General features: G+C 40.0%; 18 protein-coding genes and 1 riboswitch. Of the genes, 5 read left to right on the plus strand and 13 right to left on the minus strand.

The window, feature by feature from the left end:
• Positions 1-15: 15 nt before the first annotated feature.
• Together HLV59_RS16525 and HLV59_RS16530 are read right to left on the minus strand one after the other, a co-directional pair.
• Positions 16-1,266: an acyl-CoA dehydrogenase family protein gene (locus HLV59_RS16525; protein ID WP_171430394.1), complete on the minus strand. Its 1,251-nt coding sequence runs from the start codon at positions 1,264-1,266 to the stop codon at positions 16-18.
• Between the two features lie 33 nt (positions 1,267-1,299).
• Positions 1,300-2,547: an SfnB family sulfur acquisition oxidoreductase gene (locus tag HLV59_RS16530; RefSeq protein ID WP_031947246.1), complete on the minus strand. Its 1,248-nt coding sequence runs from the start codon at positions 2,545-2,547 to the stop codon at positions 1,300-1,302.
• 256 nt (positions 2,548-2,803) lie between these two features.
• Between HLV59_RS16530 and HLV59_RS16535 the strand changes: the two genes are divergently transcribed.
• The 3 genes from HLV59_RS16535 to HLV59_RS16545 all read left to right on the plus strand — a co-directional run bounded on the left by HLV59_RS16535 (position 2,804) and on the right by HLV59_RS16545 (position 5,047).
• On the plus strand, positions 2,804-4,102 hold the full coding sequence (locus HLV59_RS16535) for an ABC1 kinase family protein (protein ID WP_081175405.1): 1,299 nt from the start codon (positions 2,804-2,806) through the stop codon (positions 4,100-4,102).
• A 102-nt stretch (positions 4,103-4,204) separates the two neighbouring features.
• Positions 4,205-4,459, plus strand: coding sequence for a type B 50S ribosomal protein L31 (locus HLV59_RS16540; protein ID WP_002114896.1), 255 nt, complete (start codon positions 4,205-4,207; stop codon positions 4,457-4,459).
• A 252-nt stretch (positions 4,460-4,711) separates the two neighbouring features.
• Entirely contained in the window at positions 4,712-5,047 is a 336-nt protein-coding gene (locus HLV59_RS16545; protein ID WP_081175406.1) for a HopJ type III effector protein, read from the plus strand.
• Between the two features lie 428 nt (positions 5,048-5,475).
• On the opposite strand, the gene crcB is transcribed toward HLV59_RS16545, so the two are convergent.
• From crcB to HLV59_RS16565, 4 genes are all read right to left on the minus strand, one after another.
• Positions 5,476-5,856, minus strand: coding sequence for a fluoride efflux transporter CrcB (gene crcB / locus HLV59_RS16550; protein ID WP_005045024.1), 381 nt, complete (start codon positions 5,854-5,856; stop codon positions 5,476-5,478).
• Between the two features lie 124 nt (positions 5,857-5,980).
• Positions 5,981-6,047: riboswitch (Fluoride riboswitch) on the minus strand.
• Positions 6,048-6,092: 45 nt separating this feature from the next.
• Positions 6,093-6,503, minus strand: coding sequence for a GFA family protein (locus HLV59_RS16555; protein ID WP_081175408.1), 411 nt, complete (start codon positions 6,501-6,503; stop codon positions 6,093-6,095).
• Between the two features lie 78 nt (positions 6,504-6,581).
• Positions 6,582-7,787: a TIGR03862 family flavoprotein gene (locus HLV59_RS16560; protein WP_171430395.1), complete on the minus strand. Its 1,206-nt coding sequence runs from the start codon at positions 7,785-7,787 to the stop codon at positions 6,582-6,584.
• Complete coding sequence (locus HLV59_RS16565) at positions 7,777-8,415, minus strand: class I SAM-dependent methyltransferase (protein WP_171430396.1); 639 nt, start codon at positions 8,413-8,415, stop codon at positions 7,777-7,779. Before HLV59_RS16565 ends, HLV59_RS16560 begins: the two co-directional genes overlap by 11 nt.
• 87 nt (positions 8,416-8,502) lie before the next feature.
• Between HLV59_RS16565 and HLV59_RS16570 the strand changes: the two genes are divergently transcribed.
• Positions 8,503-8,697 (plus strand): DNA gyrase inhibitor YacG, encoded by a 195-nt coding sequence (locus tag HLV59_RS16570; RefSeq protein WP_016144208.1) that lies wholly within the window; start codon positions 8,503-8,505, stop codon positions 8,695-8,697.
• On the opposite strand, the gene HLV59_RS16575 is transcribed toward HLV59_RS16570, so the two are convergent.
• From HLV59_RS16575 to HLV59_RS16595, 5 genes are all read right to left on the minus strand, one after another.
• Positions 8,694-9,338 (minus strand): MBL fold metallo-hydrolase, encoded by a 645-nt coding sequence (locus tag HLV59_RS16575; RefSeq protein ID WP_057105401.1) that lies wholly within the window; start codon positions 9,336-9,338, stop codon positions 8,694-8,696. The two genes, HLV59_RS16570 and HLV59_RS16575, sit on opposite strands and share 4 nt — an antisense overlap.
• A 23-nt stretch (positions 9,339-9,361) precedes the next feature.
• The gene (hemH, locus tag HLV59_RS16580; protein WP_125699046.1) at positions 9,362-10,378 is read right to left on the minus strand and encodes a ferrochelatase; all 1,017 of its coding nucleotides are present in this window, start codon (positions 10,376-10,378) and stop codon (positions 9,362-9,364) included.
• Positions 10,379-10,451: 73 nt separating this feature from the next.
• A complete protein-coding gene (locus HLV59_RS16585) occupies positions 10,452-11,456 on the minus strand; it encodes a DUF4062 domain-containing protein (RefSeq protein WP_171430678.1) in 1,005 nt (334 codons plus the stop codon).
• 116 nt (positions 11,457-11,572) lie between these two features.
• Complete coding sequence (gene murI / locus HLV59_RS16590) at positions 11,573-12,439, minus strand: glutamate racemase (RefSeq protein WP_087090117.1); 867 nt, start codon at positions 12,437-12,439, stop codon at positions 11,573-11,575.
• Between the two features lie 46 nt (positions 12,440-12,485).
• Entirely contained in the window at positions 12,486-13,097 is a 612-nt protein-coding gene (locus HLV59_RS16595; protein WP_016144203.1) for a DUF1285 domain-containing protein, read from the minus strand.
• A 187-nt stretch (positions 13,098-13,284) separates the two neighbouring features.
• Here HLV59_RS16595 and HLV59_RS16600 point away from each other — a divergent pair, with 187 nt between their 5' ends.
• On the plus strand, positions 13,285-14,997 hold the full coding sequence (locus HLV59_RS16600) for an electron transfer flavoprotein-ubiquinone oxidoreductase (protein ID WP_032005116.1): 1,713 nt from the start codon (positions 13,285-13,287) through the stop codon (positions 14,995-14,997).
• 43 nt (positions 14,998-15,040) lie between these two features.
• Here HLV59_RS16600 and HLV59_RS16605 read toward each other — a convergent pair whose 3' ends face one another.
• Positions 15,041-15,421, minus strand: a complete 381-nt coding sequence (locus HLV59_RS16605) for a hypothetical protein (RefSeq protein WP_016144201.1) — start codon at positions 15,419-15,421, stop codon at positions 15,041-15,043.
• Between the two features lie 132 nt (positions 15,422-15,553).
• A complete protein-coding gene (gene tusA / locus HLV59_RS16610; protein ID WP_002053527.1) occupies positions 15,554-15,811 on the minus strand; it encodes a sulfurtransferase TusA in 258 nt (85 codons plus the stop codon).
• Positions 15,812-15,857 lie beyond the last annotated feature (46 nt).

Below are 15,857 nucleotides of genomic sequence, written 5' to 3' on the forward strand. Positions count from 1 at the left end.
ATCGGCTTTTTTATTTTATGCAGACTTTGCCCTAGGGCTTGCTCCAATTTGCCAGACAAAGGGCAAATCGGTACGGTTCACTTCCCAATCGCCAATCACCTTTTCTTTATAGATGAGCGGATTATGAGAAGAGACTGTTCGTGCGTTGCGCCAGAAACGGTCGAGTTGTTTGACCTGACTACTTGCCGATGCACCTAAGGCATTGAATAACTGGCTGGTTAAATCGAGTACCAAATTAGAAATCACCACCTGCCCTTGCGCCGACTCAAGCTCTGCATCAACATTAAACTGATGTTCTTTCACCTCTAACTCACTAAAGTGACTTTCGTAAGCTTTCTGTAATGCTTCTGCTGTTTTAATCGTAATTGCTAAACTTGCATAGGCTTGAGCCGAGGCTTTACCCACCACCTGTAAAACTTGTGGGTCGTGACGAACAAGGTCGCCATTACCATGACTAAAAATACGCTTTCGCTCACGTATTTCTTGGCTAAAAGTTTCGACCGCGGCATGCGCAATCCCTGTTAGGGTTGCAAGGTGGACAACCTGATAAAAAGCGGTCTGATATTTAAAACGCTGGTCAAATGGAATAAGGTGCGAAGCTGGCAAATGAACCTGATGCACTTTTAAAGTACCACTGCCCGTTGTCTTTTGACCAAAGCCATCCCAATCATCAATTACACTCACGCCCGATTCATGACGATAAATAGCAGCAATTACGTGGCGGTCATTCACTTCATCGTAAGCAAATAAATCGATCCAGTCAGCAAAAATACTTCCTGTCGAATAGTACTTTTCACCATTCACCACCAAGTTACCCGAAGCATCTTTGGTTACTCGTGTAACGACATCACCAATTTGTACATTTCCAACTTCTGTCCATGCATTCCCGACTAAATCACCTTGCACAAAACGCTGAAACCAAACCTCCTGTGAATGCTCTTTATGAGCAACTAAACGGTCTTCAACAAAAGCAAAGTGTCCACGCAACGCTTGCACAATATTCGAATCTGCTTGCGCCAATTCTGCTAAAAGCTGGAAAAGTTGCGGCAATGACACCCCATCTCCACCATATTTACGGGGTACTCGTACTGCACCTAACTTAAGTTCTTTTAACCACTGAATCGGTTCAAAAGGCAAGATTCGTTCTTTTTCACGTTGAATTGCACCTTGAGCAATTTTTTCAAAAACTGGACGAAATCTACTTGCTACCTTTTCATAATCGGCGCCGACAGACAATTCTTCTAATTCAATTTGGGTAACTGTCATCTTTATTCTCCTAATCTTATTTTTTTCTTCACTTTAGCTCCATGCATGACGAGGTGGATGGATGCCATTGAGATAATAATTACCGACAATGTGATATTTCCAGCGCACCGGATCATGCAAGGTATGGGTACGTGCATTACGCCAATGGCGATCCAGATTAAGCTCAGATAAAGTGGAACGTGTTCCCGATAATTCAAAAAGCTTATTCGCTGCTAAAATCGCAACTTCGGTGGTGAGTACTTTTGCTTCGGCAACCAGTAATGTCGCTTGATTTACATGTTCTTCTGTCGTGTCGGCAATCGCTTGATCAATCGCATCTCCAGCCAAATCTAATACCGCTTCTGCTGCACGAAGTTTAATTTTTAAATCGCCAATATTTGCAATTGTGTAAGGGTCATCGCTCGCTTTTTCCAAACCTGAATCGACCCACGCGCGGCTATGATTTTTGACATAGTGAATTGTTTCTTCAATTGCACCACGTGCAATACCAGCATCGACAGCAGCTTGAATAAATTGTGAAATTGCACCTGCCGGTGTAGGACGTTCGAAAGCCTGATAAATCGGGATTAGATATTCTTCACGTACTGGAACTTGATTTAACTCTACCGTACCACTAGCCGTGGTTCGTTGCCCAAAACCAGACCAGTCATTAATAATATTCACCCCTGAAGTTTCCCGAGGAACTAGTGCCGCATAAGGCTGCCCTTGTTCATTTACAGCAACAATGGGAACCCAATGCGCAAGCAATGCACCTGTTGCAAAAAACTTCTTGCCATTAATTTCATAACCGTGCTCGGTCTTTCGTAATGTGGTAGTGAGGTCAGCCACCGTTTTACTATGTTTTTCCGAAAAGGCATTACCAAAACGAATTCCTCTTAGCACTAAGTTAAAGAAGAACTGTTGTTGTTCTGGGCCTGCATCAAGACGTAAATGTTCAATAAAAGCCAAATGATTTTGAGGCAGTTGTGCAAGAGATGGATCAACACTCGCAATTGTTTTGATGACCTCAGCCAAAGTTCGATATTTAACTTGTGCACCACCAAATTGCTTGGGAACCGTAATGGCCCATAAGCCGCTTTGTGAGAACTGTTGAATTTCATTTAGGGGTAAACGGCGCTCTCTGTCTCGATCGGATGCTTCGTGTGCAAACACTTGAGCAAGTTGTTTGGCAAGCTCAATTGCTTCTTCATCAGAACGAATAATATGCGCATCTTTTGACTGCTCAAACACAGATAAAGGAACCGCCTGAGACCGCCCATGGGCCGAACTTAAACTTGTCATAACTTTTGTTATCTCTATTTTTATTTAACCTGCCATTCACATTAGCACCAAAAAAACAGAGCATTTATAGATATTAAAGCTTTGTTTATGAAATAGATTTTCACAAGCTTTTCATATTTTTTACTATAAAAATAACATTTTGTTTTTCGAAAATTTTCTTACATGAGATAAACAATTTCTTATAGGCTTTTTAAGTTTTGTCACCTATGATCAAAACTAGGCAATATTATGTTGTAGTCAATGAGGTATCGAAGATATGGCAAAGAATGCAAGTTCACCTGGCAAAAGATTTATGAAACTTGCAGGAATGACCGCGAGCATTGCAACGAAAACCGTTTCTAACTCGATTCGAAACTTGAACGCAGACGAAGAACAAAAGCTGGCTTCAAAAACCAAGCTATTTCAGGATATTGGGTTGCAAATTGCCGACACCTTAGGTGAAATGAAAGGTGCCGTGATGAAAGTCGGTCAAATTGCATCGCAATATAAAGATATTTTCCCACCTGAAGTTGCCAAAGCAATTTCAAAACTACAACGCCAAGCCCCAGCCATGCCCTTTGCTGCAATTCAGCAACAAGTTGAACGAGAGCTTGGGAAACCGTTGAATGTTGCCTTTAAATCTTTTGATAGCGAACCTTTTGCAGCTGCTTCAATTGGACAAGTTCACAAAGCTGTCCTGCCTAGCGGTGAGCAAGTTGTGGTTAAGGTTCAATATCCAGGTGTTGATGAAGCCTGTGAGAGTGACTTAAAACAAGTTCGGTTAGCACTTCGTTTAATGGGCGTACTTAAAATTGATAAAAAACTACAAGATCAGCTTTTTGCAGAGATTCAAGATAGTCTGTCAGCAGAACTTAACTATGAAATCGAAGCTCAAAACCTTGAGGTTTTCAAAACATTTCATAGCCAATTAGATGACAAAATTATCATCCCGACCGTTTATAAAGATTACTCTTCAAGACGTATTTTAACCTTGAGTCTCGAACAAGGTGACAGCATTGAAACTGCCAGTGCTTGGCCTATTGAAATTCGAAATACGATTGGACGCCGCTTGATTCGCGCTTTAGGTCAGGAAATGTTCTTTTTAAAACGTTTTCACTGTGACCCGCATCCGGGTAACTTTGCCTTCCGCCAAGATGGCAGTGTCATTATTTACGACTATGGTAGTGTTAAAACGCTTTCAAATGAAATCGTGCAGCACTTTAAACGCTTAGTAAATGCAGCTCGCCATGAAAATATCGATTTGATTGAAACAGAATTATTTGAACTACATTCACTTGCTGAAAAAGGCAAATTCCCGAGTGAACTATATAAACTCTGGATTGAAGTATTATTACGCCCGCTTACAACCACTTATGATTTTGCCGAGAACTCATCGCACCATGATGGCATGTTACTTGTGAAAAAATCTTTGAAGTATTGGGATGTATTTAAACCATCTCCAGATACTTTAATGGTCAACAGAACCATTTCAGGACATTACTGGAACCTGATTCACTTAAAAGTTCATGACAATCTGAACGATTTATTTGAAGAGCTTATTCCTCCTTCTAACTAACTTAATTTACTGTTCAATGTAGCCTTGTAGGGGGTTACATTGACTTTTCAATTGTTATGTTATAACATTTCTTTAATCAAAAATAATTTAGGACAATCTCTCATGCGTAAAGATATTCATCCTGCTTATCAACAAGTGTTATTTCATGACACCAATGCAGACGTGTACTTCTTAATTGGTAGTACTCTTCAGTCTAAACAAACTAAAGAATATCAAGGGAAGGTTTACCCTTATGTAACTCTTGATATTTCAAGTGCATCACATCCTTTCTACACAGGTGAAGTACGTCAAGCAAGTAACGAAGGCCGTGTAGCAAGCTTTAATAAACGCTTCGCCCGCTTTAATCGTAAGAGTTAATCTCGCGTTAAGATTTGACCAATACACTTAAAACATTGGAAGCCTAAGACTATCTCCTCCACTTAGGCTTCTTTTTTTATATGCATTTTTTTGATCATTTTTAAACTGTGTATAAAAGAGAACTTATCCACAATTTGTCTAAAAACTCTTCTTATTTTGCCCACAACTCATCATTTTTTTGTATTCGCCAAGCTTTCAAAGTTGCTATTCGATGCTATGCTTAAACCCTCATTTGATAGGAAGTTTAAGATAATGGCACAAGAGTTACTTGCCCAATTACAAGCAGGCACAGCAAAATTTTCAGACGTTTTAGCTCATATTGAAGCACGTTACCAACATACTCCAACAGCTTTTCAAAATGGCGCACAGCATAATGCTTCAACTGAAAATCAAGGTAGTGCGAAAGTTTTCTCTTTTGCTAAGTTACAAGGTTTAGACCAAGCACAGACTTTGAGTTTATTTGCAGAACACTACGCATCTGTATTAGCGACACCTGAGGGAACTGATCATCAAAATATTCGTCAGTTTATGCAAAATGGTTGGGATGGTGTGAAGTTTGAAGGTCAGGCTTTGGCTGAAAAAGCTTAATCATTTTTTAGCACAACCTCAAATTATGAGATTTTCTAAAGCCTGCTAATAGGTAATGCCTCACTTTTGAGGGCAAAAGTGACAAAACCCTTTGTTACGCTGATGCTACATCCATGTAGCACAGCGAAACGACGGCATCCATGCCGTCTGTCACGATAGTAAATGCCTTATTTTTCTTATTTATTTTATTAGCCCTTATATTCGATACGCGATAACGTCATTCGCAGCCTGCGTGGTTTCTATAAAAGATAGTTTTTGCAACGCTTAAGTTAAATGCCTACAGTGAACAGGTTCTGCGAATGACAGATGCTTTTGGTTACTTTGGGCAAAACCAAAGTAACAGAATTAGCTACTTCCATTAGATATCTAAACGGTAAAACCCTGCCGAAAATACATAAAAAATCATGACTGTATCTACCCAACCAAAATCAGTTGCCAGCTACCCAATAATAAGTCGCCAATCCCAAACACGTAAAAATTAACGATCCAATCAAATGAATAGAAATCCCCAACATCGCCATTCCTAACTTACCACTTTGTAATAAAGTGACGATCTCTATCGAGAACGTTGAAAAGGTAGTTAAAGCACCACAAAAACCAGTAATCACAAAAAGTTTATAGTTAGGGCTTAAATCACTTTGAGCAAAATAGGCAATTGCAAAACCAATAATAAAACCACCGACTAAATTAACAGTGACAGTACCGAGTGGTATTTGCGGGTAGATCGGATTGAGTTTTAAACCTAAAAACCAACGCAACCATGCCCCTAGAACTGAGCCTAAAGCAATTGAAAGTAGAGAGTAATACATAAGACCACCCCTTTAGATAGACGCTAAAAGAGCAAAAAATAATGAAGGGAAATATGACACAGCGTACTCCAAAAATAAGCAGAGTACGCAATAACCTACGTACCCAGCGATATAAATACATGAGGGTAACGTAGGCATCATTAGCCAATCCGGCGGTTTTTCAGAGGAGGAATGCCATCTCCTCGTTTTAAGTATATTAAATCATCTAAAATTTGATTAAAACATACTTTTTAAAATCATGGACGTTCAGCAAATTGTGGTAAATCATCCTGAATACATTCCCATTCCGCCTTAGAAGCAGCAAAAATATGCATTGTGGGCTTTTGGTCGAGTAGTGTATCAAGTGTGCCAATTCTTAAACGATACAGTTCAGGCTGCGCATCACGCGAGCTAATAAGCGGTGAACCACACTCACTACAGAACCAACGATATACGCCTTCCACAGCAAATTTTTTAACTAAGTCTTCACCTTGGGTAATTTTAAAATCTGTACTTTTAACAGGAGCATTCGTTGCAAATGCTGTTCCATTTGCTTTTCGACAGCGTTGACAGTGACATTGAATAATATCTCCGATATCGCCTTTAATTTCATAGCGAATACCCTGACATAAACAACTTCCTTGATAGATTGGTGATGCTTGAGACATGTTCTCGTAGATCCTATTATTATTGATCGCTCAAAAATAACACTTTTCACATATCAAACATAGCACCAAATTATCCTGTTATTTTTCTAAAAAAGAATGCACACCTTCACCAGCCGCTCGCCCTGTAGCAAAGCATGCTGTAAGCAAATATCCACCTGTAGGTGCGTCCCAATCTAGCATTTCACCACAGCAAAATATGCCTGAGGTTTGTTTAAGCTCTAAGCTTTCAGTTAATGCATTCTGCTTAACACCACCAGCACAGCTAATCGCTTCTTCAATGGGTCTAAACCCCTCTAGCTTAATTTGAAGTACTTTAATTTGCTGAGCCATAGCCTCTGGTTGGTTCCATAGTGCTTTATCAACGACTTCTCTGACTAAGTTAATCTTAGCTGTATCTAAGCCTGCTTTACGCCAGATATTGGTGAGTGATTGTTTTTTGCTAGCCTGTAATTTTTTAACTAATTGCGTGAGATCTACATCAGGCAATAAATCTAAAAACAAATTTAAGTTTTGCCCTTGTTTTTGCTGCTCTCGTAAAGCACGTCCGAGTTTATAAATAACACCACTTTCTAAACCATAGTGAGTAATCACAATATCGCCATGTGTAATCTGGCTAGGATCAACCCACGCATTGATACGTTTTAAAGGCTCACCAAAACAGCTTTCCATAAAAGCTGACCAAGCGTGCAATACGCCTGCATTACTCGCTTGAAAAGGTTCAATATTAGATTGATCCATCCATTGCTGCCATGCACCATCACTACCTAATTGTGACCAAGACACAGCACCACATGCCAATATCACTGCATCGTATTGCTGGGTAAAAGTCTCACTGCTTTGATTATTCTGACTTTCTAAAGTTACTGTTGTACCTTGTAAATTAATACAACGATGTCGATAAAAGAATTTAACCTGCTGTTCTGTCAAACGTTTTAGCCAAGCACGTAGTAAAGGAGCAGCTTTCATTTCGACAGGAAAAATACGCCCTGAGGTACCAACGTAGGATTCTATTCCCAGATTTTTCATCCAGTTCTGAATCCAGCCTGCATCCCATTTTTCAACCCACGGTTTGAGCCATTCTGCATGGTCATAGCGCTCAATAAACTGCGCTAAAGGTTCAGCATGCGAGATGTTTAACCCTGTTTTACCTGCCATTAGAAACTTACGTGCCGCTGAAGGTTTTTGCTCATACACGTCAATATCATAAGTATATTGGCTGAGCACCTCAGCTGCCATTAAACCAGCCGGACCAGCACCGATAATGGCAACCCGCTTATTCGCCATGTGTTTGCCCTTGCAGTGGTGCAAATTCATCAAATCGAGTTTTATAACCTTCAGGCTTGGTCATAATGAGCTGCTGACAAAGCTCGCCACGTTCTAAATACTTAATTTCAAAATGAGTACGTGCAGATGTTTGAGCAATTTTTTCTTTTTGATAAGGCAGCTTCCAAACATTTAATAACTGCTGTTCAGCTTCTTCAATATATTCAGGGATATTACTTGCCAGAGTAATGGTTCCACCTGTTTTCAGGCGTGAGATTAAGAACTCAAAAAATGGCATATTCAACCAGCGCTGTGCTGGATTATGTGGTTCTGGATTTGGATAGAGAATAAAGAAATGCTCTACTTGGGCGGGGTACAAAGCATGTACCACCCACGGTAAAGCATCTGCATGCACAGGGATTAAGTTATCTCTTGGTTCCAGTCCATGCTGTTTTTGCATTGCCAAGAATTTTTCTCGGGTTCGTTCAATTGCATACAACGTGTGCTGCGGTTGTTGCCCGCTAAAAAGCAAAGCATGTTTACCCTTGCCTGCTCCAATTTCTACACAAATCGGGGTATTTTCAATTGGGGTAAAATCGCGAGGCGCTTGCATACGTTGTGCTTGAAATTGACGAATCTGCATAATCACATCAAACTAAATAAAAATCGGCATAAGTCTAACAAGTCACCTGACTTTTGCCTAATCTATTTCTCTTCACTTTGAGGATATCGCTTTATGCCACGTACATTCCCCTGCCCACGTTGTGGTGAACCAAGTGTTTGGGAAGGTAATGAATTTCGTCCGTTTTGTTCAGAGCGCTGTAAATTAATTGATTTAGGGGCGTGGGCAAACGATGAATATAAACTGCCTACCCAAGATGCACCTCAGCATGACAAGGGTAGTCAAAATGAAGATGATTACGAGGATTAACCCGCTTTGCCCGCGACAAATGGGTTAAATTGTTTTTCATAGCCAATGGTACTCATCGGACCATGTCCTGAAATAAACTGAGTATCATCTGGCAAACTAAAACACTCACGTTTAATCGATTCAATGAGTTGTTCATGGTTTCCACGCGGGAAGTCTGTTCTGCCAATCGAGCCTTTAAACAAGACATCACCAGTCCAAAGCAAGCCATGATTTTTATTATAGAAAATGACGTGACCTGGTGTATGACCCGGCGCAAAGCGCACCTCAAATTCATCTTCACCCAGTTTTAACACTTCACCGCCTTCAAGCCATTGATCGACTTTTACTGGCTGTGGAATTGGAAAGCCATAACGTGCTGAAACTTCCTGAATCATATCTAACCAGAATTGATCTTCTTTATGGGGACCAATAACTGGAATGCTCCATTCTTTAGCAAGCTCTCCTACCGCTCCAGCATGGTCTAAATGCCCATGAGTGAGCCAAAGAGCCTTCACCTTCAGACCTAAGGCTTCAACTTCTTTTTTCAAAACTGAAGCATCACCACCAGCATCAATCAAAACTGCTTCTTTGGTTTCACTGTCCCAAACAAGAGAACAATTTTGGGCAAATGCAGTAACTGGAACAATTTTGACTTGCAGCATAAGAACCTCTGGCTAAAACGCAATTAACGGTGGGCTAAGGTATAAGTAAGGGCATCAAGATTAGCCTGAACTAACCCTGCAAGCAAATCAATATGAGCTTGATCGCTATTTAAAGCAGGAATGTAAGCATAGCTACCACCGCCCGCCTCTTGAAACAACTCAGCATTTTGTATGGCTAGTTCTTCAAGTGTTTCCAAGCAGTCAGCAGAAAAAGCTGGGCTTAAAACCTGAACGGACTGAACCCCTTGCTTCGCCCAATCTTGTAAAAGCTGATCAGTATAAGGTTTCACCCATTCTTGTTTCCCAAAACGTGACTGGAAGCTAATTGCCCATTCATCATCTTTCAAATGTAAGGCTTCAGCGACTAACTTTGCTGTGATGCGACAACGGTCTGCATACGGGTCACCCTTATCAGCATATGGCTGTGGAATACCGTGAAATGACATCAACAGCTTTTCAGGTTTCCCATGTTGCTCTTGGTAAGCTAAAACACTTTCTGCCAATGCCTGAATAAACATGGGATGCTGATAATAGTCTTTAATAATTGTTAGACCTGGCAAGTTTCGCTGGGCTGGAATCCACTTCGCAAACGCATCGTATAACGGCGCTGTAGAAGTTGCAGAATATTGAGGAAACAAAGGCAATAGAATGACATGCTCTTGCGGGTTAGACGCCAGTTTTTCTAATACTGCATCAATACCCGGATTACCATAGGTCATTGCTGGTATCACGGTTAAATCAAACTGATTATTTTCTTGCTGTAAATAAGCCTGCACACGTTTGGTTTGTTCAAACACAATTTCACGCATGGGTGAATCTGTTGACCATACCGAAGCATAGGCATGCGCTACTCTTTTCGGTCGAAAAGGTAAAACAAACAGATTTAAAATAATCCACCAAATAAATTTTGGTATTTCAATCACGCGTGAATCAGATAAAAACTGCTTTAAAAAACGGCGCACCGCAGGCACAGTCGCCTCATCCGGTGTACCTAAATTCGCTAAAATGACAGTAACTTTCGGTTTTTGTTCAAACGACATGTGTAAATGCCTTTCAGTTCATCTTATGACATTAATGTAACAGCTTTTATTGTCATATATAAATTGAATCGCTCTAAGCTTTTAATCGAGTACCCCGATGGCTCCATTTATAGCTAAGTAATATCTTTTGAGCTCTAGCTGTAACTTTCCATAAGTTATAGGATTGTTCAGTTTGAGTTGGAACAATCCAGCCCTGTGAATGCATTTGCTTTTTAATCCGGAACAATGCCTTATGGTTAATCTGAGCACAAGCAACAGCATGTGCGCGAGGTAACTCCTGACGAGCATCTTCTAAACCTGCCTGATTTAAATATTCATTCAAGCATGTCCTAAAGCTCTCTTCTGGCATCGGTGTTTCAAACTGCTTTGCCAATATGCTTAGCAACTGCGACCAAGTCATTTGTCGTTGTCGTTTAAGCTCTTTAAAATTCCCATCCTGAAATGCTTGAATTTGATATTCAAATGCAAAAATATCTTGAGGAGCAACTTCATTTACTTGAGCTGATGATTCTGCTAATTGTTGTTCTAACTGTAAAATTTTACTTTTTAATAGCTGAATTTCATCTTCTAAGTGATGAGCCTGATGAGCAGGCACCCAACCTTGTCCGATATGCTGCTCCATGATTAAAGGCATATTTAAACGGACAGCCAACTCTAGTTCACGTGGAGTTTTAAAGTAAAAAATATGATTCACATCAAGTAATAACTTTTTTCTAAATGCGAGAAATTTATCTTTAAGCTGTGGATGTATTTCTTGTAAATGCATATCACGGCTTTCGGGTTGCTCATGCATGAACACAATAATGGGTTTAGCCTGACTTAACGCATATTCATATTCTAAAGACAAATAACTCACACCAGAAATCGATTGTTCGCCATACTGGCTGCCTAAAAGTAGGATTACATAATCACATTCATCAATTTGTCGACGTGCAAGTGTAGTGGTTAGAGGTGTTCGTTGTTCTAATCCCCAAGCAAAGAAACCCATCCCTACCAAGGTTTGAGACAAAACCATTCGCTCTGGCTGCATATCGCGGCCAGACGTTGAAATAAAAATCTGATAGCGTGTATCGAGCATAACAATACCCTTTCGCCCCATGATCTGTCCGTGACTTAATATCAGCCAAGATCATGAACCGCCCCAAATAAAATAATAAATCTAAAAAACACTATTTTCTAAATGATGCTAAACGATCAGTTCAGATTATGAAGTGTCCAAGTTAACTCTTGTGGAATCATATGTTGTAAAACAGGTTGCAGTGCCTCAGCATTATTACCGCTGACATAACATTCAATACGTGCAACATTCTGACCTATTTGGTCACATAATAACTCATTTTTTATTAAAATACGGGCTGTTTGTCGGGCAACTGCCAACCCAGAATCAACCAGTGTGAATTGGTTATCAAAAAGATGATGAATTGCTTGATTTAAGAAAGGATAATGCGTGCAACCGAGCACTAAATAGTCCGCACCTTGCTCAGCAGCGGGTTGTAAAACTTCTTTTAATGCTTTTAAACATGTCTCACCCATTTGCTGACCTGCCTCGACACAAGGAACAAGTTCAAGGCTAGTTAAAGTCATCACTTTAACCCCTGCCGGAATAGCAAACTTCTCGACCACATCTTTAATGAGTTGGCCACGAAAAGTAGCAGGTGTCGCCAACACAGCAACCACTTTAGAACGTGTCTGTAATACGGCAGGTTTTAATGCTGGAACCAATCCCACAATTGGAAAGTGTTCTCCATAATGTTCACGTAAATGATCAAGGCTAAATGCGGAAGCAGTATTACAGGCTACGACTGCAATTTTACAGCCTTGACGATATAGCCAATCAACAGCACGAGCAGTGAGTTCTCTGATTTCTTCATCAGAGCGAGGACCATAAGGAACATAGGCCGTATCGGCATAATACACAATACGTTCATTTGGTAAATGTTTGGCAATTTCTGCTGCAACTGACATTCCTCCAATTCCCGAATCAAAAATACCAATTGGGGCATCTGCTGATGCTTTAGGCATAGGTTCTAGCTCGGAAAATAAAGGTTGTATGGCGGTCATAGCTGTACTGAAGTGTCAGAAAATTTCACTCCCTAAAGCTTAAACCTCAAGTGCCTAATTGCAAGAGCAAATTACCACTTTTTAGCTCTAAAATGGTTTCTCCTTTATCATTTTCAATCAGTGTTCCATAGTTCACCAAATGATAGAAAGCCTGACGTTGAATCAGCGCATTAATTCCAAAACGGACATGCACATAAGGACGCAACTCCCCTGCATATTCCCGCATAAAAATTGGATGTTCTTTATCAACTAAAATCACGTCTTGATTGGTCGTGGTCAGTTGTAAAAACTGCTCACCTGAAATTTCGACCTGATCTGCCTGATTGACTAATAAAGGTTCATCTTCAACTTCGATTTCAATTTGTTCTACAGGGGTTTTCAGGTAGAATTTACCCTCTTCTTTCCATAGGACTTTGGTAAACAGATCTAATAGAGCTTGGCGCTTGATTAATTGACCTTCGTGCCACCATTCTCCATTGGATTTCACAGTCAAATCCATTTTACCGCAATGCTTTGGATGCCACTGCTCTAAAGGTGGAATTGACCTTTTGTGACTTTGCTGTACACCTTTTAAGTATTGTGCAATGTTCATTAAGTTTTTATCATCAGATAACGGTATTTTTCCCATATCCGATGGTGAATTATTTTGATTTACCATAGTTTATGCCTTGCTGACGAAAAAATGTTACGACTCAGCCAATTGGCTAGATCATGGTTTAAAACTATACTAGCCCAAACGATAAAAGGCACAATAGCATATTTGCGCCTATGGATTAAAACACTCACGGCAGCACCGAATTTTCTGAATATGACGGTTGCCACCTTTAAGTATTGAGGAGTCCTACATGGAACACATCGAACGTGAATCGATGGAGTTTGACGTTGTCATCGTAGGTGCAGGACCTGCAGGTCTATCTGCTGCGATTAAGATCCGTCAATTAGCGATTGAAAAAAACTTACCCGATCTTTCTGTTTGTGTAGTTGAAAAAGGCTCTGAAGTAGGTGCGCATATCTTGTCTGGTGCTGTGCTTGAGCCACGTGCCATCAATGAACTTTTCCCGAACTGGAAAGAAGAAGGCGCGCCTCTTAATGTCCCTGTAACTGAAGACAAAACATTCTTCTTACTTTCAGACACCACTTCAAAAGAAGTACCACACTGGATGGTTCCTAAAACCATGCATAACGATGGTAACTATGTGATCTCTTTAGGTAACGTTGTTCGTTGGTTAGGTCAAAAAGCTGAAGAGCTAGAAGTTTCGATCTTCCCTGGTTTTGCTGCATCTGAAGTGCTTTACCATGAAGACGGTACTGTAAAAGGGATTCAAACTGGCGACATGGGTGTTGGTAAAGATGGCGAACCAACGCATAACTTTACCCCAGGTTATGAACTTCACGCTAAATATACTCTCTTTGCTGAAGGTTGCCGTGGTCACTTAGGTAAACGCCTGATTGCGAAATACAACCTTGATAAAGATGCTGATCCTCAACATTACGGTATCGGGATTAAAGAGCTTTGGGAAATTGATCCAGCAAAACATAAGCCGGGCTTAGTGATGCACGGTGCAGGCTGGCCTTTAGCTGAAACAGCGTCTTCAGGTGGCTGGTGGTTATACCACGCTGAAAACAACCAAGTGACTTTGGGTATGATCGTGGACTTGTCGTACGAAAATCCACACATGTATCCATTTATGGAAATGCAGCGCTGGAAAACTCACCCACTGATTAAACAGTATTTAGAAGGTGGTAAGCGTATTTCTTACGGCGCACGTGCTGTAGTGAAAGGCGGTTTCAACTCATTGCCTAAATTAACTTTCCCGGGCGGTTGCTTGATTGGTGATGATGCAGGTTTCTTAAACTTTGCAAAAATCAAAGGCTCACACACTGCCATGAAATCAGGCATGTTATGTGGTGAAGCTGTATTTGAAGCGATTGCTGCGGGTGTAGAAAAAGGTGGTGATCTTGCGATTGCACGTGTTACTGAAGGCGAAGATTTATTCGTTAAAGAATTAACTTCTTACACTGACAAATTTAACAACAGCTGGTTAAAAGAAGAGCTTTATAACTCTCGTAACTTTGGCCCAGCAATGCATAAATTTGGTCAATGGATGGGTGGTGCATTTAACTTTATCGACCAGAATGTCTTTAAAGTACCATTCACTTTACATGATTTGAAGCAAGACTTTGCTGCATTAAAAACTGTTGATGCAACCAGCTTCAAACCAAACTATCCAAAACCGGATGGCAAGTTGACTTTTGACCGTTTGTCTTCTGTGTTTATCTCAAACACTGTACATGAAGAAAACCAGCCAGCTCACTTGAAGCTTACTGATCCTTCAATTCCAGTGAATGTGAACTTACCAAAATGGGATGAGCCTGCACAACGCTACTGCCCTGCTGGTGTTTACGAAATCATGGAAAATGATGATGGTTCTAAACGCTTCCAGATTAACGCAGCGAACTGTGTTCACTGTAAGACCTGTGACATTAAAGACCCATCTCAAAATATCACATGGGTAACGCCTGAAGGCGGCGGTGGTCCGAATTATCCTAATATGTAATAAAAAAGCCCCGATTATTCGGGGCTTTTTTATTGGAATCCTCTTATTGAAAAGGCGGTATTTTTGCTACGTTTAAATTAAAATTCTTTTTATAGAAAATAAATGTGCCTAATAAAAATAAGCCAAGAAAGCCAAAGTTTCGCGCTAAATCGAAGTACCAAACAGAATTACTAAATAATAAATCAAGAATTAACATAAGCCCCATAAACCCTGTATGCAGAATCAAACTCATCTTTATCTTAGGTTCAGGAGCAAAAGATGTATTTCTGTAACCAAGTAGAACAGAACCTAATATAATAAGGATTAATAAAATAATAATAGCAGCAGTTTCAGATAACCAAGAAGTTTCTGTATGTAATAAAAGAGCAATTGAGAAAAACCAAAGAAAAATAAATAAGCTTCGTTTCACAAAATATTCATTCATTTTTATACGTCATTTATATGCTTAATTTTATAAATTATATAACGATTCTTATTTGTAAAAAATTATCATTTCAAATTAAATGTGAATTATTATTGGCTTCTAAACGTCTTTATTAGAAGCCATATTATTCTATTAACCTTTCTTCACTAAATAATGAAATTCTTTATGACCATTTTCATCTAAGCGTTCTTCTTGCAACAACAACTCATGGCCTAAATGCATACAAAACTTAGGAATATCCCACGAGGTCGAATTATCTGTTGCGAAGACTTCAACCACATCCCCAGACTTAGATTTGCGGATGGCTTGATGCAACATCATGACAGGTTCCGGACAACGTAAACCACGCGTATTGAGTTGTACAGTAGGTGAAATGGGTTGCTCTGACATAACAAACTCGAACAAATAGAATTTTCACATTTTAGCATAAACAAAT

This window comes from Acinetobacter lactucae (assembly GCF_013122135.1).
Classification (GTDB): Bacteria; Pseudomonadota; Gammaproteobacteria; order Pseudomonadales; family Moraxellaceae; genus Acinetobacter; species Acinetobacter lactucae.

Bases quoted from the DNA above. Each gene is read 5' to 3' on its own strand.
- HLV59_RS16525 (WP_171430394.1), bottom strand. From the start codon at position 1,266: ATGACAGTTACCCAAATTGAATTAGAAGAATTGTCTGTCGGCGCCGAT.
- HLV59_RS16530 (WP_031947246.1), bottom strand. From the start codon at position 2,547: ATGACAAGTTTAAGTTCGGCCCATGGGCGGTCTCAGGCGGTTCCTTTA.
- HLV59_RS16535 (WP_081175405.1), top strand. From the start codon at position 2,804: ATGGCAAAGAATGCAAGTTCACCTGGCAAAAGATTTATGAAACTTGCA.
- HLV59_RS16540 (WP_002114896.1), top strand. From the start codon at position 4,205: ATGCGTAAAGATATTCATCCTGCTTATCAACAAGTGTTATTTCATGAC.
- HLV59_RS16545 (WP_081175406.1), top strand. From the start codon at position 4,712: ATGGCACAAGAGTTACTTGCCCAATTACAAGCAGGCACAGCAAAATTT.
- crcB (WP_005045024.1), bottom strand. From the start codon at position 5,856: ATGTATTACTCTCTACTTTCAATTGCTTTAGGCTCAGTTCTAGGGGCA.
- HLV59_RS16555 (WP_081175408.1), bottom strand. From the start codon at position 6,503: ATGTCTCAAGCATCACCAATCTATCAAGGAAGTTGTTTATGTCAGGGT.
- HLV59_RS16560 (WP_171430395.1), bottom strand. From the start codon at position 7,787: ATGGCGAATAAGCGGGTTGCCATTATCGGTGCTGGTCCGGCTGGTTTA.
- HLV59_RS16570 (WP_016144208.1), top strand. From the start codon at position 8,503: ATGCCACGTACATTCCCCTGCCCACGTTGTGGTGAACCAAGTGTTTGG.
- HLV59_RS16575 (WP_057105401.1), bottom strand. From the start codon at position 9,338: ATGCTGCAAGTCAAAATTGTTCCAGTTACTGCATTTGCCCAAAATTGT.
- hemH (WP_125699046.1), bottom strand. From the start codon at position 10,378: ATGTCGTTTGAACAAAAACCGAAAGTTACTGTCATTTTAGCGAATTTA.
- HLV59_RS16585 (WP_171430678.1), bottom strand. From the start codon at position 11,456: ATGCTCGATACACGCTATCAGATTTTTATTTCAACGTCTGGCCGCGAT.
- murI (WP_087090117.1), bottom strand. From the start codon at position 12,439: ATGACCGCCATACAACCTTTATTTTCCGAGCTAGAACCTATGCCTAAA.
- HLV59_RS16595 (WP_016144203.1), bottom strand. From the start codon at position 13,097: ATGGTAAATCAAAATAATTCACCATCGGATATGGGAAAAATACCGTTA.
- HLV59_RS16600 (WP_032005116.1), top strand. From the start codon at position 13,285: ATGGAACACATCGAACGTGAATCGATGGAGTTTGACGTTGTCATCGTA.
- HLV59_RS16605 (WP_016144201.1), bottom strand. From the start codon at position 15,421: ATGAATGAATATTTTGTGAAACGAAGCTTATTTATTTTTCTTTGGTTT.
- tusA (WP_002053527.1), bottom strand. From the start codon at position 15,811: ATGTCAGAGCAACCCATTTCACCTACTGTACAACTCAATACGCGTGGT.